Annotated in this window: 14 protein-coding genes and 1 pseudogene; 7 read left to right on the forward strand and 8 right to left on the reverse strand. The window is 65.5% G+C overall.

Annotated features, from left to right (window positions below; genetic code table 11):
• Positions 1–162: 162 nt before the first annotated feature.
• Together HWY30_RS13585 and HWY30_RS13590 are read left to right on the forward strand one after the other, a co-directional pair.
• Positions 163–1,623 carry a M20 family metallopeptidase gene (locus HWY30_RS13585; RefSeq protein WP_090810511.1) on the forward strand — a complete coding sequence of 487 codons (1,461 nt, stop codon included), beginning with the start codon at positions 163–165 and terminating at the stop codon, positions 1,621–1,623.
• A gap of 123 nt (positions 1,624–1,746) precedes the next feature.
• Positions 1,747–2,850 carry a malate/lactate/ureidoglycolate dehydrogenase gene (locus HWY30_RS13590; protein WP_090809712.1) on the forward strand — a complete coding sequence of 368 codons (1,104 nt, stop codon included), beginning with the start codon at positions 1,747–1,749 and terminating at the stop codon, positions 2,848–2,850.
• Between the two features lie 18 nt (positions 2,851–2,868).
• On the opposite strand, the gene pdeR is transcribed toward HWY30_RS13590, so the two are convergent.
• Positions 2,869–4,872: a cyclic di-GMP phosphodiesterase gene (gene pdeR / locus HWY30_RS13595; RefSeq protein ID WP_090809714.1), complete on the reverse strand. Its 2,004-nt coding sequence runs from the start codon at positions 4,870–4,872 to the stop codon at positions 2,869–2,871.
• A 205-nt stretch (positions 4,873–5,077) separates the two neighbouring features.
• Positions 5,078–9,877, reverse strand: a complete 4,800-nt coding sequence (locus tag HWY30_RS13600; RefSeq protein ID WP_090809716.1) for a DEAD/DEAH box helicase — start codon at positions 9,875–9,877, stop codon at positions 5,078–5,080.
• 261 nt (positions 9,878–10,138) lie between these two features.
• Here HWY30_RS13600 and HWY30_RS13605 point away from each other — a divergent pair, with 261 nt between their 5' ends.
• Entirely contained in the window at positions 10,139–11,194 is a 1,056-nt protein-coding gene (locus tag HWY30_RS13605; protein WP_090809718.1) for an aldo/keto reductase, read from the forward strand.
• 364 nt (positions 11,195–11,558) lie between these two features.
• Here the strand turns inward: HWY30_RS13605 and HWY30_RS13610 are convergent, their stop codons facing one another.
• Positions 11,559–11,900, reverse strand: a complete 342-nt coding sequence (locus tag HWY30_RS13610) for a carboxymuconolactone decarboxylase family protein (RefSeq protein ID WP_090809722.1) — start codon at positions 11,898–11,900, stop codon at positions 11,559–11,561.
• A gap of 117 nt (positions 11,901–12,017) precedes the next feature.
• Between HWY30_RS13610 and HWY30_RS13615 the strand changes: the two genes are divergently transcribed.
• Entirely contained in the window at positions 12,018–12,998 is a 981-nt protein-coding gene (locus HWY30_RS13615; RefSeq protein WP_090809724.1) for a cupin domain-containing protein, read from the forward strand.
• Between the two features lie 25 nt (positions 12,999–13,023).
• Here the strand turns inward: HWY30_RS13615 and HWY30_RS13620 are convergent, their stop codons facing one another.
• Positions 13,024–13,596, reverse strand: a complete 573-nt coding sequence (locus HWY30_RS13620; RefSeq protein ID WP_090809726.1) for an FUSC family protein — start codon at positions 13,594–13,596, stop codon at positions 13,024–13,026.
• A gap of 71 nt (positions 13,597–13,667) precedes the next feature.
• Positions 13,668–13,955 (reverse strand): annotated as a pseudogene (locus tag HWY30_RS13625) (aminotransferase-like domain-containing protein); the annotation flags it as partial.
• A 321-nt stretch (positions 13,956–14,276) separates the two neighbouring features.
• Here HWY30_RS13625 and HWY30_RS13630 point away from each other — a divergent pair.
• Positions 14,277–15,062, forward strand: a complete 786-nt coding sequence (locus tag HWY30_RS13630; RefSeq protein ID WP_090809728.1) for a response regulator transcription factor — start codon at positions 14,277–14,279, stop codon at positions 15,060–15,062.
• 159 nt (positions 15,063–15,221) lie between these two features.
• Positions 15,222–17,987 (forward strand): winged helix-turn-helix domain-containing protein, encoded by a 2,766-nt coding sequence (locus tag HWY30_RS13635; RefSeq protein WP_090809730.1) that lies wholly within the window; start codon positions 15,222–15,224, stop codon positions 17,985–17,987.
• A 38-nt stretch (positions 17,988–18,025) separates the two neighbouring features.
• Here the strand turns inward: HWY30_RS13635 and HWY30_RS13640 are convergent, their stop codons facing one another.
• Together HWY30_RS13640 and HWY30_RS13645 are read right to left on the reverse strand one after the other, a co-directional pair.
• On the reverse strand, positions 18,026–18,439 hold the full coding sequence (locus HWY30_RS13640; RefSeq protein WP_090809732.1) for a DUF3175 domain-containing protein: 414 nt from the start codon (positions 18,437–18,439) through the stop codon (positions 18,026–18,028).
• Between the two features lie 62 nt (positions 18,440–18,501).
• Entirely contained in the window at positions 18,502–19,005 is a 504-nt protein-coding gene (locus HWY30_RS13645; RefSeq protein ID WP_090809734.1) for a PRC-barrel domain-containing protein, read from the reverse strand.
• Positions 19,006–19,306: 301 nt separating this feature from the next.
• Between HWY30_RS13645 and HWY30_RS13650 the strand changes: the two genes are divergently transcribed.
• Positions 19,307–19,618, forward strand: a complete 312-nt coding sequence (locus tag HWY30_RS13650; RefSeq protein WP_090809736.1) for a hypothetical protein — start codon at positions 19,307–19,309, stop codon at positions 19,616–19,618.
• Between the two features lie 250 nt (positions 19,619–19,868).
• Here the strand turns inward: HWY30_RS13650 and HWY30_RS13655 are convergent, their stop codons facing one another.
• Positions 19,869–21,176, reverse strand: coding sequence for a DNA topoisomerase IB (locus HWY30_RS13655; RefSeq protein ID WP_090809738.1), 1,308 nt, complete (start codon positions 21,174–21,176; stop codon positions 19,869–19,871).
• Positions 21,177–21,310 lie beyond the last annotated feature (134 nt).

Consider the following 21,310-nt stretch of genomic DNA (forward strand, 5'->3'; position numbering starts at 1 on the left):
CCCTGATGCACGATGCATGTAGCGATTGTCGCGCGAATGGCGGCCGCGCGCCTCGCACCTGCGCGTTCCAGTCTCCACCCCAATCACCGCAAGGGGTTCAGCCCGACACGCATCGGGACTATCATGATCGTTTCGACCGAACAGTACTTCACGGACCCGATCATGATCACCGACGACACGACCCAGCAGGCTCAACTCAACCCGGACACGCTACGAGAATTCGTCGAGCGCAAGTGGAACGACGAGATCGTGCCCGCGCTGACGGACTACATCGCGGTGCCGGCCAAGAGTCCGGCGTTCGATCCCGACTGGGCGAAACACGGTTATCTGGAGCGCGTGATCACCGACGCCGCACAATGGGCCGAGCAGCAACCGGTGCGCGGCCTGAAGCTCGAGGTGATCCGCCTGCCGGGCCGCACGCCGGTGATCTTCTTCGAGACGGCCGCGACGCGCTCGGGTAGCGACGAAACCGTCGTGCTCTATGGCCACCTCGACAAGCAGCCCGAGTTCGATGGCTGGCGCAACGACCTCGGTCCGTGGACGCCGAAGTTCGAAGACGGCAAGCTCTACGGCCGCGGCGGCGCGGACGACGGCTACGCGATCTATGCGAGCCTGACGGCGCTCGCCGCGCTCGATGCACAGGGTGTCGAACGTCCGCGCTGCGTCGGGCTGATCGAAACCTGCGAGGAGTCGGGCAGCTACGATCTGCTGCCCTACGTCGACGCGCTGCGCGAGCGGCTCGGCAACGTCGGGCTGGTCGTGTGTCTCGATTCGGGCGCGGGCAATTACGATCAGCTGTGGCTGACCACGTCGCTGCGCGGACTCGTCGGCGGCGATCTCGAAGTGCAGGTGCTCGACGAAGGGATTCACTCGGGCGTCTACGGCGGCATCGTGCCGTCGAGCTTCCGCATCATGCGGCAACTGTTCGACCGTCTCGAAGACTCCGCCAACGGCACGCTGCTGCCGAAGGGCTTCCACTGCACGGTGCCGGCCGATCGTCTGCGCGAAGCGGAGGCCGCCGCAAAGATTCTCGGCGATGAGGTCTGGAAGAAGATGCCGTGGGCGTGCGGCCAGGACGGCCGTCAGGTGCTGCCCACCACGACCGATCCGCGCGAGGCGCTGCTCAATTCGACGTGGCGTCCGTCGCTGTCGGTGACGGGCGCGGCTGGCTTGCCCGCGCTCGCCGACGCCGGCAACGTGCTGCGTCCGCGCACGGCGTTCAAGCTGTCGCTGCGGCTGCCGCCGACCATCGAAGCGGAGAAGGCGGTCGCCGAACTGAAGGCGCTGCTCGAATTCGATCCGCCGTACAACGCGAAGGTCACGTTCAAGCCGGATGCGGGCGCGGCGAGCGGCTGGAACGCACCGGAGGTCGCGCCGTGGCTCGCCACCGCGCTCAACGATGCGTCGCGTCAGCACTTCGGCGCCGACGCGGCCTACATGGGTCTCGGCGGCACGATCCCGTTGATGAACGTGCTGAAGGCGGGCTTCCCGAAGTCGCAGTTCATGGTGTGCGGCGTGCTCGGGCCGAAGTCGAACGCACATGGGCCGAACGAGTTCCTGCACGTGCCGTACGGCAAGAAGCTGACGGCCGCGGTTGCCGAAGTGATTGCCGCGGCGCCGTGAGTTCTGGTTTCGTTTGAGTGGGGCTCGGGCGTGACCCGGGCCCGCTGTTTATCGATGCTGCTTTGATGCAGCTGTTTTGCCCGCCGTTTCATTCCTTCCGTTCGAACCTCACCGACACGCTGAATGACCGACTCCCAGACTGCCCGAACCACCACGCCCCGGATTCCGGCCGATCAACTGCATGGCTACGTCAGAGCGATCTGGGAGCGAGCGGGCAGTACGCCGCGCGAAGCGGAGCTGGTGGCCGATCACCTGGTGGCCGCGAATCTGACCGGGCACGACTCGCACGGCGTCGGCATGATCCCGCGCTATGTCGAATCGCTCGCCGACCAGCAACTGCAACTGAATCGACACGCCGACGTCGTGAAGGACGCGGGCGCGGTACTGACCGTCGAAGGCGGCAAGGGTTTCGGTCAGGTGATCGCGTTCGAGGCGATGGAGCGGGGCATCGAGCGCGCGCGGCGGCTCGGCGTCTGCGCGGTGGGCTTGCGCGGCGCGCATCATATCGGCCGCATCGGGCATTGGGCCGAGCAGTGCGCGCGCGCCGGGCTGGTGTCGTTTCACTTCGTCAACGTGGCGGGCGATCCGCTCGTCGCGCCATTCGGCGGCGCGGACCGGCGCATCGGCACGAATCCGTTCTGCGCCGCTTATCCGCGGCCCGGCAAACCGCCGCTGGTGCTCGACTTCGCGACCAGCACGATCGCGTTCGGCAAGACGCGCGTCGCTTATAACCAGGGCAAGCCCACACCACCCGGCGCGCTGATCGATCACGAAGGCATGCCGACGCTCGAACCGAAAGTCATGCACGAAGCGCCGTTCGGCGCGCTGACGCCGTTCGGCGGCTACAAGGGTTTCGGGCTCGCGGCGATCTGCGAGATTTTCGGCGGTGCGCTGTCGGGCGGCTTCACGACGCATGCGGACACGCTCGGTACCACGCACGCGATCATCAACTGCATGCTATCGGTGATCATCGATCCCACCGCGTTCGACGCGCCCGATGCGCAAGCCGAAGCCGATGCGTTCCTCGCGTGGGTGAAGGCGTCGCCGCTCGCGGCGGGCGCGGAGCGCATCTACGAACCCGGCGAGCCCGAGCGCATGACGCGCGCGCAGCGTGAGGCCGCCGGCATTCCGATCGACGCGGCTACGTGGACGCAAATCCACTGCGCGGCGCGCGCCGTCGGGATGAATGAAGACGAAGTGGGTGGTTGGTCCGCGCGCCTCGGCTGAAGCGCGCGACAGCAGCGCTCAGGCGATCAGCCTGAGCTTGCGCCTATCGAGCAGCCAGCGCTCGAACTCGGTGGCGGGCATCGGCCTCGCGTACAGGAAGCCCTGCACGTAATCGACGCCGAGCCCCTTCATGAAGGCTTCTTCCGCCTCGGTTTCGATCCCTTCGGCGACCACCTGGAAATCGAGCTCCTGCGCGACGGCAACCATCGAGCGCACCAGCGCCTGTGCCTTCATATCCGCGTGGATCGAGCGCGTGAAGCTGCGGTCGAGCTTGATCACGTCGAGCGGAATACGGCCGAGTTGCGACAGCGACGAGTAGCCGGTGCCGAAGTCGTCGAGATGCACCTGCGCGCCGAGTTGGCGGAACTGCTTGATCAGCTCGATCGCGGCCGCTTCGTTTTCGATCAGGCAGCTTTCGGTCAGTTCGAGGTCGACGAGGCATGGATCGAGACTCGCGTGCTGCAATGCCTCGGTGAAATGGCGGACCACGGCTGTATCCGTGAGCTGTCGCGCCGACACGTTGATCGCGACGCGCAGGTCATAGCCGGCCGCTTTCCAGCGGGCCGCCTGTTTCGCTGCGGTTTCCATCACCCAGCGGCCGAGCACGCCGATCAGTCCGGATTCCTCGGCATAACGGATGAATTCCGCCGGCATGATCTGGCCGCGCTCCGGCGAGTTCCAGCGCACCAGCGCTTCGGCGCCTTGCACGGCGCCCGTCGCGAGGTTCAGCTTCGGCTGATAGTGCAGCGCCAACTGGCCTTCGTCGAGTCCGCGGCGCAGATTCGTGTCGAGCCACATGAACTCCGCGACGCGGCGATTCATGTCCGGCGAGAACACGCGATGCGTGCGCTTGCCTTCGTCCTTCGCGACGTACATCGCCGTATCGGCCGAACGGATCAGCGATTCGAGGGTTTCGCCATGCTCGGGCGAACGCGCGATGCCGATCGAGCAGCCGGTATAGACCTCGACGAGCCCGACAGCGAACGGCATGCGCATACGATCGAGAATGCGCTGCGCGGTGTTTTCCAATTCATGCGCGAAGCCCTTCGCCGCGAGCACGATGAATTCGTCGCCGCCCAGACGCGCGAGCGAGTCGCCCGGATTCAGGCAGTCGCGGATCGCGTCCGACACGTCGCAGATGAGGCGGTCGCCGAACACGTGGCCGTAGTGATCGTTGACCTTCTTGAAGTTGTCGAGATCGAGAAACAGGATGCCGACGGTTTCGCCCGGCGCCGCCAGTTCGATCGCGATCTGGATGCGCTCCTGGATCGCGTTGCGATTGGCGAGGCCAGTGAGCGGGTCGGTGGTGGCCTGCTCGATCAGGCGGTCCTGCGCGAGCCGTTGCTCGGTGATGTCGGTACCCGAGCAGATCAGGAACTGCTCTTCGATGCCGCTGCCGCTGCGCACGAATTTGTTGCGAAACAGGAACAGCCGTTCGCCGTGCACCGTTTTAATGCGCCGTTCGATCTCGTACGGTTCGCCACGATTGAAAAAATTCGCGCTGACCTCGTTCGAGACCCGGTCGTCGTCGGACGACATGAACAACGTCCAGACGCTGCGGCCGATGATGTCCTCTTCGCTGAGCCCGGTCAGCTCCTCGGCGAGCCGGTTGAAGCGCTGTATCCGGCCGTTCCGGTCGACGATCACGACGACCGAATTGACCTCCGAGACGACCTGTTCAGCGAACGACAGACCGTGCAGCAGCGCTCGCGCGACGGATTCGGTGTCGCCATCGGCCGACGCGGTGCCGCCCCAGCCATGACAATCGAGTTTCTTGCCGACCAGATGCAGCCGCAGCGGCGCGGCGTCCAACTGAACGTCGACGACGACGTGGGAGGTCACGCCGCTCAGCGCGCGGACCTGGGAAGCTTGAGAAGAGGTGAGGGAAATGGCGACGCCGACAGCCGCGTGGCCGTGCGCAGGCACGAGTTCCAGCGTGTCGCTGGCGGCCGCCAGGCGCCAGCAAGGGCTGCTCGTGCCGAACCGCGCGTGAAGCACCTGGTCGTGTAGCTGGTCGCTCATGAAATCCCCGGAGTGTGCCGGCGGTCCCTAGCAAGGCGGGCGGCGGCAGACAGTCTTCCTCATACTAAAGTGAAACTGCCTCATTGTATCTAAGCGTGACAATTCGAGCGAAGAATCATTAACGTTTTGCTAAGCATGAGTATGGGCCGGCGCGCCCGCGCGCGGCGCGATTATTACCCGCCAGAACGACGCCACGATGACGTTGCTAGAGGCGGCGCGCCAGCAGCGCGCGGGCGCGTTCGCGTTCGGGCGGGTTGGCGTCGAGCGCCGCGTCGAACCGGAACTTGCCGGCCACCAGCGTGGCCGCCACCACGCCGTCGCGATACAGCACGCGGTTTCCGGTCACGGCCGGCACCTTGTCGCCGACCAGCAGCGTGCCGACGAGATTCAGCGGATCGGTCCCAGCAACGCAAATAAGTGCACCGTCGTTCGGCTGCCGGCGCACCTCGCGCAGCAGCGGAATCGCCTCGGGCAGCGCGAACTGCTCGCCCGCGAGTCCGTTGACGAACCGCCCGCCGCGGATCACGCCGCGCGCCTCGAGCCGCTGCAGAACGCGCAGCAGATCGCGCCACGGCGGAAGCCATTCGGCCTCGCGTTCGAGCACGCGCCAGAACACGACACCGTAGCGGCGCAGCAACGTCATTGCGACGTGTTCGAGCGCCTCGGGCGGCAACTGGCGCCGCCGTTCGGGGGGATTTTCCGGCGCAACGGCGGGCGGACGGCTCACGAGCGCCCAACGCCCCGCGTCGTCCATGCCGCCGATCAGCGCGCTCGCTCGCGCGCGCCGGCTGCTGGAAAACGCGTTGCGCCTGGCGACCGGCTTCAGCAACGCGCGCAAGCCCGCGAAGCTGTCGGAGTTCGCGAGGCCGGCCGCGACCAGCTCGCCGAGCGCGTTTTCGAGCTCCATGCGCAGCACGCGCACCTCGGCGAGCAGTTCGTCGAAGAACATCGCGCCGTGTTGCGCGAGGGTGTCGTGCACGCTTTGCGCGAGCGCCGACAACTCGACCTGGCGCGCCGGATCGAGCAGCGCGCGCCACGCACGCAGCTGGACGCGCGGCAGCAGCACGATCGGCGTGCCGCGGACCGGACCGGCGGCGCCGCGCGCCCGCTCGGTCAGGCGGGTCCAGACGATCTTGCCGGCGCGGCATAGCTCATCGAGCGAACTGCTGGTGTAGGCACGCACGCGCGCGGGCAGGATGTCTTCCTCCCACGCGCCGGCCGCAGCCTGGAAGCCTTCGAGCTGGTCGAGCGCGGCGGCGAGCGCGTCGCGGCCTTCGGCGCGCGACGTCGGCGTCAGATGCTGAGTCGTCGGCGTCAGATGCTGAGACGTCGGCGTCAGATGCTGAGACGTCGGCGTCAGATGCTGAGCCGTCGGCGTCAGATGCTGTGTCGTCGGCGTCAGATGCTGAGTCGTCGGCGTCAGATGCTGCCATTCGAACAGGAAGCGCATGAAGTCGTGCCGCTCGACCGGCTCGATCTCACGCCGCAGCCGCCTCACCGTGTAGCGGTGGATGCGTGCGAGCAGGTGTCGTTCGCACCATTCCTCGTCGCTCGTGTGCGGCGTGAAGCGGCCGCGCAACAGATAGCCTTCGGCTTCGAGCCGGATCAGCGCCTGTTCGATCCGGTCGGTCGGCAAACCGAGCGGGCGCGCGATCGCCTCGACCGTCAGCGGGCCGAAGCCGGTCAGCCGCGCGCGCAACACGTCGACGAGCGCGTCGTCGGCGCTCCAGCTCTCGGTGTAGCCCTTCGGGGCGCTCAGCGGCGGTGTGTAGCAATTGCGCGCGATGCCGGGGTAGAGCGCTTCGAAACAGGTGAGGCGTTCGGCGGGCAGCCACAGTGCGCTGTCGCTGGCGTTGCCCGTGCTCGCGTTGGCTTGCGCGGCCAGCGGCAAGCGCGTCGCCCGGCCGGCTTTCGCCAACGCCGCAAGCAGCGTCGGCCAATCCTCGTGCGCGAGCGCCTCGGCCCCGGTGATGCACGCGAGGCCCGTCAGCGCTTCGTGCATTTCGTCGGCGTTGCGCGCCTGCGGCCACGCCTCGTCGCGCACGCTGTCGATCGCGGCGGCGTCGAGCGCGCCAAGATCGTCGACGCTTTCAGGGTCCGTCCAGCGGCGGTTCAGCACCGCCTGGGTGCGGCGCTCCTCGATCGGCGCGTCGTCGAGATACGCGTAGGGCTTCGCGGTCAGGATTTCGGCGGCGAGCGGTGACGGCGCCGGCAGATCACGCGCGACGAGCCGCAACTCGCCGCGCTCGATGCGGCGCAGCAGCGCGAGCCAGCGTTCGCTGTCCATCGCGTCGTGCAGACAGTCGTCGATGGTTTGGTCGACTAAGGGGTGGCGCGGCACCTCGCGTTCGCCGACGACGTTCTCCAGACACGCGGCCTGCTCGGGAAACACGCTTGCGAGCAGATCCTCGCTTCGCATGCGCTGCAGTTGCGGCGCGGTCTTGCGGCCGCCCGTGTAGCGCGGCAGGCAGAGCGCGGTCGTCGCGTTCCAGCGCCAGCGCACGCCGAACAACGGCGCATCGAGCAGTGCCTGGATCAGCAGACGTTCGGCGCTGTTCGAGTGCAGATAGCGCCAGACCTCGTCGAGCACGAACGAGTGGCTGCCGGTCAGCGACAGCACGATCGCGTCTTCGGTGGCGGCGGCCTGCAACTCGAAGTTGAAGCTGCGGCAGAAGCGCTTGCGCAGCGCGAGCCCCCACGCGCGGTTCACGCGGCTGCCGAACGGCGAGTGGATCACGAGCTGGGTGCCGCCCGATTCGTCGAAGAAGCGCTCCATCACCAGCGTGCTCTGCGTCGGCAGTACGCCGAGCGCGGCGCGGGCACGCGCCAGGTATTCGACGATCTGGCGCGCGGCGGGCTCGTCGAGCGCGAGCTCGTCGGCGAGCCAGGCGATGGCGTGGTCGAGGCGCGCGGTCGTGGGTTCGGCTTCGCTCGCGGGCAACGTGGCTGCGGCGGTTGCGGACGCCGTTGTGGTCTGCGTCGCGCTCTGCGCCACGGCAGCTTTCGCTTTGCGTCCTCTCTTTGCCGCGGATTTCGCGGGCGTTGCGGCTGCTTCGAATTGCGCCGCGGCGATTGGCACCGACGCAACCGCGTGTGACGCCGGTTCGCCCTCCGTCAGCAAACGCTCGACCTGCTCCCGCAATCTCGCGACCGCGAAAGACAGCTCGTCGCTGCGCCCCGGCGCCTCGCCGAGCCAGAACGGAATGTTCGGCGGTTGCCCTTGTGCGTCCTCGACCCGCACCCGGCCACTCTCGATTCGCAGAATCCGGTACGACGCGTTGCCGAGCTGGAACACATCGCCGGCGAGGCTTTCGACCGCGAAGTCCTCGTTGACGGTGCCGATGTTGATCGCCTGCGGTTCGAGCACGACGGCGTAATCGGCGTTTTCGGGGATCGTGCCGCCCGACGTTACGGCGACCAGCTTGCCGCCGCGCCGGCCGCGCAGCGTGCCGCTTACCGCATCGCGATGCACGTACGCGGCGCGCGGACCGTGGCGGCTCGTGTAGCCCTCGGCGAGCATGCGCAGCACCGCGTCGTATTGCTCGCGCGACAGATCCGCGTACGGCGCTGCGCGCCGCAGCATGTCGAACAGCGCATCCTCGCTCCACTCGGCGCTCGACACTTCCGCGACGATCTGTTGCGCGAGCACGTCGAGCGGCGCGCGCGGGATGCGTAGCGCATCGAGTTCGCCACGCCGCACGCAATCGAGCAGCGCCGCGCATTCGAGCAGGTCGTCGCGCGAGGCGGGAAAGAGCCGCCCCTTCGGCATGCCGCCGACGTGGTGGCCCGAGCGGCCGACGCGTTGCAGGAACGGCGCGATCGCGCGTGGCGAACCCATCTGGCAGACGAGGTCGACCTCGCCGATATCGATGCCGAGTTCGAGCGAAGCGGTCGCGATCAGCACGCGCAGTTCGCCGCGTTTCAGGCGCTGTTCGGCGTCGAAACGATGTTCTTTCGCGAGACTGCCGTGATGCGCGGCGACCGCGTCCTTGCCGAGCCGCTCGGTCAGATGACGCGCGGCGCGCTCGGCCATCCGGCGCGTGTTGACGAAGATCAGCGTCGTGCGGTGCTGCGCGACCAGCTCGGCGAGCCGGTCGTAGAGGCGCTCCCACACTTCGTTGGCCATCACCGCTTCGAGCGGCACCGGCGGGATCTCGAGCGCGAGGTCGCGCGCGCGGACGTGGCCGACGTCGATCACCGCGCACTCGGCCGGTACGTCGCTCTCGAGGCTCGCGCCGCCGACCAGAAACCGCGCGACCGCGCTGACCGGCTTTTGCGTCGCCGACAGCCCGATGCGCGGCAGGCGCCGGGCGCAGAGCGCGTCGAGCCGTTCGAGGCTCAGCGCGAGATGACTGCCGCGCTTGCTGCCGGCGAGCGCATGAATCTCATCGACGATCACCGTGCGCACCGTTGCCAGCATGCGGCGGCCAGAATCCGAGCCGAGCAGCACGTACAGCGACTCGGGCGTCGTCACGAGAATGTGCGGCGCGCGCTTTTTCAACGCATTGCGTTCCTGCTGCGTGGTGTCGCCGGTGCGCACCGCGGTGCGAATGTCGAGCGGCGGCAGGCCGAGCCTGTCGAGTTCGGCGGCGATGCCTTGCAGCGGCAGTTGCAGATTCAGGCGGATGTCGTTCGAAAGCGCCTTCAACGGCGACACGTAGACGACCAGCGTTTCGTCGGGCAGGGTGCCGCCGTTCGCGAGGCCTTGCGAGACCAGCTCGTTCAGCGCGGACAGGAATGCGGTCAGCGTCTTGCCGGAGCCCGTCGGCGCGGCGACCAGCGTCGAGCGGCCGCTACGGATCTGCGGCCACGCGGCGGCTTGTGCGTCGGTCGGGGCGGCGAAGGTTTGCTGGAACCAGTTGGCGACGGCTGGGTGAAAACCGTCGAGCGCCTGCTGGGCTGGCGGTAAGGCTGGCGCGGCGGGGCGCGCCGCGCTCGCGGTGGAGCGGGTCTTGCGGGAGCGGGGCGCCGCGTCGAGTGCGGCGGAAGTCTTTGCCGAAGTCATGCTTGTGCAGATGAGGGCGGCGCGGGGGATATCCAGTCGGCACCGGGCAATGTCGACCGTTTTGGCGGTTGTGGGTCATTCCACGCTGACGGCGCAATAGCCGTCAGTCTCGCAGGTTTTCGCGGCTCGTGCGCGGCGCATCGGGCTTCGCGCCGCTGCTGGAATTCGTAGTCTTTTGCGGCGTGTGTGCCACTCCTACCAACCTCCGCCAATTGCAGTACGCTTGACGACTCTTCCTGCACCCACGATGGAGCGTCGACGATGCGATATAACCAGTTGGGCCGTACCGGTGTGTTTGTTTCAGAGTTGTGTTTGGGCACGATGACCTTCGGCGGTGGCGAAGGCATCTGGCGGCAGATCGGCGATCTGCAGCAGAACGACGCGGAGCGGCTGGTCGGCCGGGCGCTCGACGCAGGCATCAATTTCATCGACACCGCCGACGTTTACGCGGGCGGCCTGTCCGAGCAGATCACCGGCCAGGCGCTGAAGAATCTGCAAGTACCGCGCGACAAGGTCGTGATCGCGACCAAGGTGTTCGGCCAGACCGGCGAGTTCGCAAACGCGCGCGGCGCGTCGCGCTATCACATCCTCGACGGCATCAAGGCGAGCCTGAAGCGTCTGCAACTCGATCACGTCGACCTGTATCAGATCCACGGTTTCGATCCGGCCACGCCGATCGAAGAAACCGTGCGCGCGCTCGATACGCTCGTGCAGCACGGCCACGTGCGCTACGTCGGCGTGTCGAACTGGGCCGCGTGGCAGATCGCGAAGGCGCTCGGCATCGCCGAGCGGCTCGGCACCGCGCGCTTCGAAACGCTGCAGGCGTATTACACGCTCGCGGGCCGCGATCTCGAACGCGAACTCGTACCGATGCTGCAAAGCGAAGGCCTCGGCCTGATGGTGTGGAGTCCGCTCGCGGGCGGTTTGCTGAGCGGCAAATACGGACGCGAGCAGCAGGCCGAGGCGGGCAGCCGTCGCACGAACTTCGATTTTCCGCCTGTCGATCGCGAGCGCGCGTATGACTGCATCGACGTGATGCGCAAAATCGCTGCAGCGAAAAACGTCTCGGTCGCGCAGATCGCGCTGGCGTGGCTGCTGCATCAGCGTGTCGTCAGCACGGTCATCGTCGGCGCGAAGAAAATCGAGCAGCTCGACGACAACATCGCGGCGACCAACGTCGCGCTATCCGCCGATGAACTCGCGAAGCTGGCCGAAGTCAGCGCGCTGCCGGCGGAGTACCCCGGCTGGATGCTGGAGCGGCAGGGCGAGCAACGCCGGCAGCAACTGGCCGAGGTTCGGCACGTCGTGCAGCGATAACGCGACGGCGTACTCGCGTTCGCCCTGGAAGCCCGAATCTTCATCGATGGGCCGCGCGAGTTTCATGCTCGCGCGCGTGGGCCTGAGGCGGGTCGACTGGAAAAAACGCCAACTCGTGAAGACGATCCACCGCTCTCAGGTTCTCCGCGGCCATTTCGTTTCGGCACTCGCTCAGGTCTCGACGTCCGCGAGACTGAAAGTCTCGCACGACGATTCAGTTCTGAGAACGGTCATCGGGCCGGTACGCGTTTGATCGATCGCTTCAACAAGGGCCGCGCGCCGCATCGCCGGACATGATCGGTCGATGCGGCACGTAAGGACGGACGATGACTTAGCAATCGCTGCGGCTAATCATCAACCTCGCTTACCCCTGTGTATGCGCGGCGACCGCGTCCAGCGTGCGCGCCGAGTACACCAGCGTCGCGCCCGCGTTGATCGCCATCGCGACGCCGAGCGCTTCGGCGATTTCCTCGCGGGTCGCGCCGTGCTTCAGCGCCTCGGCCGTATGGACCGTGATACAGCCGTCACAGCGCAGGCTGACCGCTACCGCGAGCGCAATCAGCTCGCGCATTTTCGCGCCGAGCAGGTCGGTCTTCTGACCGGCGCTCGACATCGCCTGATAAGCCTTCACGCTTTCGGGCGCGAGCTTCGACATTTCGCCGATACGGCCGAACAGTTCCTTGCGGTAATCGATCCAGTTCAACATCGCAGTGCTCCTTGGTCCGTTGCGCGCCGGCGGTTGCCGGCGTCGTGGGACAAAGTATTGCGCCGCGCCGCGATATCCTGAATACTCATTCGACTCAACTTTTAGCGCGCTCGTCTCATGGACACGCTCAGTCGCCTGATCGACCTTGCCCGGCCGCAAGCGAGTCTCGATCTTCGCTGCCTGCTATCAGGCGCATTCGACATCGATCATGCGCCGCTGGAGGCGGGCGTCGCGCCGTTTCATCTGGTGCTCGACGGCAGCTGTGTGATCGAGACCGCCGCCGGCGAGCCGCTCGAATTGCAGGCCGGCGATTTCATGCTGTTTCCGCGTGGCGCCGCGCATCGCATGCGCGACGTAAAGCGCTCGGCGGGTGGCCTGCCGTTGACGCTCGGGCATGACGGCATGCTGCCGGTGCGGCGCAACGATGGCCACGAAACCACTGCCACGGCCGCGCACGCGCCCAACGACAGCGCGGTTCATGACGGCGTCGATCTGCTGTGCGGCCGCTTCGTCTATGCACCCGGTTCATCGGCGTTGCTGCTCAATGTGCTGCCCGATCCGCTGCACGTATCGCTCGGGGATGCGCAAACGCTCGATGCGTTGCAGGCGGTGATCACTCTGATGCGCGGCGAAGCGGAGCGGCGTCAACCTGGCGCGCTCGCGATCGTGACGGCCTTGAGCCACGCGCTGTTCGCGATGGCACTGCGCGTGCACGGCGAGCGCAATGCGAACGGCACCGGGATGCTCGCGTTGCTGACGGACGCACGCCTCGGCGCATCGGTGCAGGCCATGCTCGACGCGCCCGAACGCGCATGGACGATCTCTGAACTAGGCGAGCGCGCGGCGATGTCGCGCGCGACCTACGCGCGCCACTTCAACGAGCGCGCGGGCGTGACCGTGATGGATTTTCTGATGCAGATTCGCATGGCGATCGCCAGCGATCTGCTGTTGCGCACACAACGCAGCGCGGCGGACATCGGCGAGGCGGTCGGCTATCAATCGGAGGCGGCGTTCGGCAAGGCGTTCGCGCAAAGCGTCGGTGTGACGCCGGGACGTTACCGGCGTCGCACACCAACGGACGATGCTCTGGATGAGTGACTAAAGACTCAACGCGTGGGCGATTCTATCTGGGCGGTCCGCCCTTGCTGAACACGCGCCTTTCGAACGACGCCATCAGTCGCGCGACCACGAGCGCGCACCCCGTGCCGAGCGTCACTTCGGCAAGCCGCAGAAAGGCCTTGTCCCACGCCGGGCCGATGCCTGGCGCCAGCAGCATGATCGTCGCGGTGATGCCGCCGAGGCGCGCTGCGCTGCCGACGTTGACGACCCAGCAGATCAGGATCGCGACCGCCGCGGTCGCCGCGTACGCGGCAAAATGGCCGCCGCCCGCGAGCGTGCCGATCAGCCCGCAAATACCGCCGACCATCGCACCGATGAACTGGTCGCGCGACAGCTTGCGGGTGTCGATATAACTATGCTGGCTCACCGCGATCGCGGTGATGGCGGCCCAGAACGCCTGCTCGGTGTGCAGCGCGCGACCGATGCCGAACGCGAGACTCGCGCCCGCCACGGCCTGCACGGCCATGAAGCCGCCCTCGATCAAGCGGTCGCCGAGCGGCAGCGTCTTCAGGAAAGCGAACAGCGCATCGGCGGCGTGCGTGCGCGAGGGAAAGCTTGAATCGTCGGACGGAGTCATCGGATTAAGGCGGCTCGGCTGGACAGGGGGTCCCGTATTCTAGCGGCTCCGCTTCACGCTTCCACCGCGAGCTAGATCGTGCCGAACAGCGCGCGCGGCCGGTCGCGTAGCGTGTGCGCGAGAATCTGCAGGCCACGCGTCAACTGCTCGCGCGACTCGGCGCAAGCGAGGTTGATGCGCACGCCGTGCTCGACCGTCGAGCGATCGACCGCGAACGCGGATGCGGGCATCGTGTTGACCCCGCGCGCGAGCGCGTTTGCCGCGAAGTCGTCCGAGCGCCACGGCGGCGGCACGCGCAACCACACGAACATGCATGCGGGGTCGCTCTTCAGATGCTCGGCGGGCAATAGTTCGCGCGCGCCAGATCGAATCACTGATAAGGGGGACGGTCGTGCAATATGACCCCCCCCTTCGAAAACACCATCCCCCCCTCCGAAAGGGGGGGGATTTGAAAGGCGACTGGCTCTATCTTTCTTCTCGAAATTCACAATGCATACGGGGCCGGCGCCGCTGGCCGCTCACGCCGACCTGGTGCCGTAGGCGATTTTTTTATGTTGGCTTTTTCGTCCTGTTTGAACTGCTTGCTCGTGTGAGTGGAATTCCAGATGCGAATGTCTTTCGCCGCATCTGTCGAGCGGGCCGGTCTTCAAGTCGCCAGGGCGAAAGAAAAAAGGTGATAGATGAATATCCTGTTGGTGGAAGACGATCCCGCGCAAGCTGATTCGGTCGAAAGGGAAATCGGGCAATCCGGGCATCGAATAAACAAGGTCGAGCGGGGCAAGGACGCAATCAGTTTTCTTCAGGCCAACGAGGTCGATCTCGTGGTGCTCGACTGGGAATTGCCGGGCATGAGCGGCTTCGAGGTGCTGTACTGGATACGCCGTCACCTGGGCCGCGAACCCGCGGTGCTGTTCGTGACCAGCCGACTTCTGGAAGTCGACATCGTGCAGGCGCTGGACGCCGGCGCGGATGACTACGTCGTCAAGCCGTTCCGGGCCAAAGAGCTGGGGGCACGGGTAGGCGCGCTGTTGCGTCGCACACGACGCAGCATCAAGGTGGAAAGTGCAATCGCGGTCGGGCCGTATGTATTCGACGTCACGCAGCGCAGTGTTTTTCTGCACGGCGAATCGATCTTGTTGACGGAAAAGGAATTCGACGTGGCGGCCTATTTCTTCGCGAACGTCGGACGGGTCGTTTCCAAGCGGCTTCTGGCGAAGCTTGCGTGGGGCCGCGAGCTGGATAGTACGTCGCGCACGATCGACACGCATATCTACCGGCTGCGACGCAAGCTGGCCCTGCATCCGGACAACGGCGTGCGATTGACGACCATCTATACGCACGGCTACCGCCTCGACGAGGCCGATGCCGGCAGCGCGGAAGCGCAAGCGCCGGCGAGTACCGAGCCGGAAGACGCTGTCGCGGAGAAGGACAGGTCCGAGCAGGGCGCGCAAAGCGATCTCCGCTAGCGATCCGACACGAGGCCATGAGCGACCTGAAGCGGATTGCGCTGGTCGCGCCTCGTTGCGCGGCGACTCATTGAGTCGTCATACGGTTCGGCGTATCTTCAAAGCAAATTCACAACGACCCTCCATGCCTCTCACGGATAGCCGGTGAGAGGACACCTCATGAATACAACCGCTGATAGTTTCGAGCGTGAATGGATCGTCTCGTTGATCCAGACCAAGATGATGCCGCCGCGTCTTCCCGCGGGTTGCGTGCAACGGCCGGGATTGCTCCGACGACTCGATGAACGACGTCTGCGTCACATTACGCTCGTGACCGCGCCCGCGGGTTTCGGCAAAACGAGCTTGCTTGCCGCGTGGAGCGAAGCGCAAACGAGAAAGAAGCGTCCCGTTGCGTGGCTCAGTCTCGATGGAGAAGACGACGATCCGCAGCAACTCGGGGCCTATCTGGTGGCGGCGCTTTGTCGCGCGTCGCAGGAGATCGCGTGGCAGGCACAGCAACTTCTCGATAACGATGCACACACGCCGGTCAGAACGGTCATTTCAGTGCTGCTCAATGGCATCGCCGCATACGGCCGCGGTGTTTTCCTGGTGCTCGACGACGTCGACCGTCTGAGCGCGAAACCCGTTCTCGCGATCGTGTCGCGCCTGCTGCGCTACGCGCCCGACAACCTTCACGTGCTGCTCGGCGCGCGCGGCGAACCGGCGCTGTCGCTGAGCGGGCTGCGCTCGCCCGACAAACTTTCGCGTGTGAATGTCGACGATCTGCGCTTTTCGCTCGACGATGCTCAGGCGTTTTTCGATCACACCGGTAACGCGCTGCTCAACCGCAACAGCGTCGAGTTGTTGAACAGCGCGACCGAAGGCTGGGTGGCCGGTTTGCAACTGGCTTCGCTCGGACTGAACCGGATCGATGACGTGGCCGCGCTCGCCAGTCATCTCGCCGGTTCCCGCTTCGGCATCGATCGCTACCTGAACGATACGGTGTTTGCGCATTTGCCGCCGCCCATGCTGACGTTTTTGCTTTACACGTCGATTCTCGAGCGGCTTACGGCGACGCTGTGCGACGATGTCATGGGCGGTGAGGGCGAAAGCGGAGAAAAGCTGGGCTGGCTCGAGCGGCATAACGTGTTCATCCGGCCGCTCGATGAGACGCAGAACTGGTATCGCTATCACGCATTGCTGAGCGATGCGCTTCGCCGCCGTCTCATGCGTCAGACGCCACGACAGGTTCCGTTGCTGCATCGCCGGGCCAGCCTGTGGTTCGCGCGGGCTCGCCTGTGGCGCGAAGCCGTGCGACATGCGCTGGCAGCGGGCGACATCGGGCAGGCGGCGCAGTGGGCCGAAAACTGTGCGATGGAGATGCTCCAACGCGGCGACCCGTTCATGCTGCCGGGCTGGATTCGCAAACTGCCGCCGGACGTGATCGCGGGTCGACTGCGCTTGCGTCTGGCGAAAGCCTGGGCTCTCGCGATGTCGCTTGAGACCGCGCGCGCGTCGAAGGAGATCGGCGAGATTGCCGACGAGTTCGAACGAATGGCCCGTGATGATCGGTCGGTAGCCGACGAGGTCGCATGGGCGGAGATCAACGCGATCCACGCGGTGATCGCTTGCGGGAACGACGACAGCGAACATGCGCTGGAACTCGGGCGTGCCGTTGAGGCATCGACGGCGCCTGCGGAACCGTGGGTACGCCATTACGGGCAAAGCGCGGAGATTTTCGGCTTGATGTATAGAGGGCAGTTCGCCTACATCTCCCGCGTATGGAGAGCGCGGGTCGATCAGGTGGGACTCAGCCGGAAGCCGAACAGCGCGGATATGTTGCGCGACGCGGTGTACGGCATCGCCGCGCTGATACACGGCGAACTTCCCGATGCGAGGCGGGTGATGGAGGTCGCGATGCGGTACTCCGAAGACAAGCCAGGAGAGTGGTCGGCGGGCGCGGCCGCGGTAGCCGGTTGCCTTGCGTCGATTTACTACGAGTGCAACGAGCTGTCCAAGGCGCGGAAGTTGATCGACGGTCGCATGACCATCGCGCTGGAGACTTCGCCGCTCGCCGCATTGATGCGCTATATGCTTACCGCGTCGCGCCTGCTGTGGCGGGATGGCAAAAAAGGGCCGGCGCTCGCCGTTCTCGAGGACGGTCGACAGCTCGCGATAACCCGTCGATGGTTGCGTCTGAAGCTCGCGTGCGATGCGGAAACCGTCAGACAGCTGCTTGCCGACGGTAGGGTGGTCGAGGCGCGACAGGTCACCGACGAACTGAGCGCGAGTGTACCGATGATGTGCGAAGGGCGACGGGGCTCGGCGATGGAAACGTGGGCAAGCTACTGCGTGCTGCAAGCCCGCGTTCTACTCGCTGAAAATGCCGCCGGCGACGCCGTTGGCTTTCTCTCGCGCTCACTCGACAATCTGGTTGCACTGGGCTGGCGCTATGCCGAGGCCGTCGTTTCGCTGCTGCTTTCTCTCGCGCATGAGCAGAACGATGCCTCGGAACAGGCGTTCGCCGCGCTGGGAAACGCGCTGCGGATCGGCGGCGCGATGGGGATGATCAATAGCTTCGTGGACGAGGGGCCGCCGATGCGTGCGTTACTGGAACGCTTTCGCCGCACGCCATCGGAAATCGCGACCGGGCACGCCACGTATATCGGCACGGTGCTGTCGGCTTTCGACGAGGCGGATAACACGCCATCTTCTTCGTCGAGCTATGCCGACACGAAGATAACGCCGGGCACACTGAGCGCGCGTGAACTCGAAATACTGGGCTACGTCGCTCGCGGGCTGTCCAACAAGGAAATCGGACGATCATTGAATCTGGCACCCGAGACGGTCAAATGGCACATGAAGAACGTGTTCGAAAAACTGAACGTCAATTCGCGGTACGAGGCCGTGCAGAGTGCCTTCGGCATTCAGCCTGGAGCCGACTGAAGCGCCGTGCCGCGTGATGGCGCCGCCATCCGGTCACCTCACCGCGGCTCTCGTCCAAACGCTTCGCGCAGCTTGCGCTTGGCCCGCTGCAACGTATCGCGCCGCTCCTTCGGCAGGTTTCGGCCCGCTCGATTGATGTAGAAATTGAGCATCGACATCGCCGATTGAAACGGCGTGCCCTTGCGTCGACGGCTTGCCGTCGACGAGTGCTTCAACGATTGCGCGATGGACTCCGCGCTGCCGGTTTTGAAAATATCCTTCTGGATGTCCATCGCGTCGCTCGTTTCCATTACGTGATGCGACCATCTCTTCGCGCCGGATGCGCCGCTCGACTTCGCGGTTTTAGCGCGATGCGCGGCGTGCGCCTGCGCGTGGCGCTGACGCGCTGGCCGTCCCGACTTGCCACGAGACACAGGGCGTTTCGATTTGCTGCTGGTCTTTCGGGTCGCCATTGTGTTGTCTCCTGAAGCGGAATGTCGGACTCGCCACGCGTCAAAAATGGTCGATTTGGCGATCAGAGCTTCACGCCCCCGGCCTCGGGCGCATCCGACGAACCCGCGGGAATGTCACCGACGCCGAGGTCGTCGCGCCTCGTATAGACGTCGCCCCAGTACGGTTCGCTGCCGTAGTACTGATGCACGGTGGTGGCCCACGTCTGATCCGCCATCGATGGCCAGTGATCCTTATCAAATCCCGGTGCGTTCTTCACGCGCTCGGCCACCATGTTCAGCACGAAGCATTTTTCCTGCGTATCGAGTGTCAGCGCACGCCACGGAATCGCGAGCAGCTTGTCGCCGATGCCGAGAAAACCGCCGCTCGACAGCACCGCATACGCGACGCGGCCCGAACGCACGTCCAGCATGATGTCCTTGATCTTGCCGATGTGCTCGCCGTCGCTGCTGATAACCTTGTTGCCGTCGAGCGTAGCCGCTGCCATAACATCCGGACCTGGGCCTTCCGCGGTCGCGGCGCCTTTACCGACGATGTTCGCACCTTGTGTCTGGGTCTGCATCACCATGATGGGCTCCTTTTTGAAGGGGTGAATGTACCGAGGCATTTAGCAACGGCCGTTCCATCTAGCCATGCGGCGCCGTTACGCCGTGGCGCGCGGCGCATCCGCGCGACGAGGGCACCGCGTGCGTAAAGGATGCGAGCGCGTTTGCAATTATTTCGTCAGTGCCGACGCCAGCGCTGATCAGCAAAGCGCGATGCGCGCATGCGACGACTGCATCGCGCGGCATAGGCCTTGCTCGATTCTCAGTGATGGCAGCAGGGAACCGAAGGATCGCACCCGTCCTTTTACTTCAGGGAGAACCCAGATGAGCAAGTATCCGAAGGCATGGCTGTTCGCGGCATGTATGGTCGCGTCGGGCGCCGTCGCGTCGGGCGCCGCGTTCGCGCAGGCGGGCGGCGGTAACGGCAATAGCGGCACCGGCGGCGGCAACGCGCATGGCGCGGCGACCGCGGCGCCGACGGCGGGCAACGAGCCCGCGTCGAATGTCACGGGCAGCACCATGGGATCGACTTCGTCGATGAAACATCATCACAAGAAGTCGAAGGCAAACAAGCCGATGACCGATACGACGAACACGCCCGGCGCCAATGCCAGCAGCGATACGAAGGGACAGTAACGCTGGATCGATGCGGGCGCGGCCAGGCACCTGTGCGTTCATCGTAACGCGCCGGCGATATCGCGCTCCCCATCGAGGGAGAAAATCGTGACTAAGAAAATTCATTATCAGGCGAACATCTGCGGCGGGGACCTCGCGCAATGCCTATGCGCTGGCGGCGGAGATACGCGCCGGCGAACGCGACGTTTGGCTCGTGATGGCGGCGTTCGAGGAAGACGTTTGAGCCGGAGTCGATTCGGCGCTGAGCCCGTCACTGAGCCGGCGGTTTCGGTTCGGAGGCCATTTCCCGCGCAGCGCGCCGCGTACGCACGCGTGGCGTGGCTCGCAAATGTGCCGCGGCGCTTTTGTCTTTCGCGGCGGTGGCTTTCTTGCGCACCACGCGTGACTTTTTTAGCAGACTCGTCAACGAACCGTTGATACTGTCGTCGACCGACGACTCCCGGGTCTTGCGTCCTTTGGCACGGGATGCGCGCGCGAGTTTCGCCGCACGCTTTTCCGCCTGCGCGAGCAGCACCGCAAAGGCCACTTCATCTACCTTGAGTCCGCGGCGCGATTGGCCTGGCGCGAGGCTCTGCAACTCGCCCGCCTCGAACGCGCTGATGATCGCTGGGTGGATATAGCAGCGCCGGCAGACGGCGGGCGTATTGCGTAGCAGCGTCGCCACTTCTTTCACGATCGCGACGATATGACGACGCGCTTCGGCCGCGCTGCTGCACATCAAGAGGCGCAATGCCGCCAGCGCGTACACGCTGCCGGCCCACGTGCGGTAGTCCTTGGCGGTGAAGTCCGCGCCGCTTACGCGGCGCAGGTAGTCGTTGATATCCGTCGAGCCGACGCTGTGGCGCGTGCCGTCTTCGTCGAGATACTGGAACAGGTCGTGACCGGGCAGCTCCGCGCAACGTCGCACGATGCGCTTGATGTTCGGATTGTCCACTGTCACGTCGTGCTCGATGCCGCTCTTGCCGCGAAACTGGAAGCGCAATTGACCGGCCCTGATCTTCACGTGCTTCTTGCGCAGCGTCGTCAATCCGTACGAGTGGTTATCGCGCGCGTATTCTGCGCTGCCGATGCGGATCAGCGTCGTGTCGAGCAACTGCACGATGGCCGCGACGACCTTGTCGAGCGGCATGCCGGGCAGCTTCAGATCACGCGCCACGCGCGCGCGGATTTTGGGCAATGCGCGGCCGAACTCGGCCATCCGTTCGTACTTGTCGGCGTCGCGCGTTTCGCGCCAGTGGGGGTGATAGCGGTACTGCTTGCGGCCGCGCGCGTCGCGGCCGGTCGCCTGCAGATGACCGCGCGGATCGGGGCAGATCCACACGTTTTCGTACGCGGGTGGAATCGCGAGCGAATTGATGCGTTGAATCTCGTCCTCATCGACGATGCGCTTGCCGTCGACGTCGAAATAGATGAAGCCGTTCCGCTCGCGCTTGCGTGTGTAGCCGGGCCTCGTGTCGTCGGCGTGGCGCAGTCCCGGCGGCATCGGTTGGGGCGCGGTGTTGCCATTCGCGGTGGTCGGGTTGCGTGATGTGGTCGTGGAATGAGTCGCGGTAGCCATTGTTGCAGGTAGAAGTTTCAAACCCGGTTCGAACCGGTTCGCCGAGTAGGCGCGATGTGTGCCGTGTGATCGGCGGGAAGCAAGGGCGATGCCACTGGTAGGTGACCAGCGCGCTGAGGCGGAACGGTCCTTGC

It is taken from the genome of Paraburkholderia tuberum STM678 (assembly GCF_902833905.1).
GTDB lineage: Bacteria > Pseudomonadota > Gammaproteobacteria > Burkholderiales > Burkholderiaceae > Paraburkholderia > Paraburkholderia tuberum.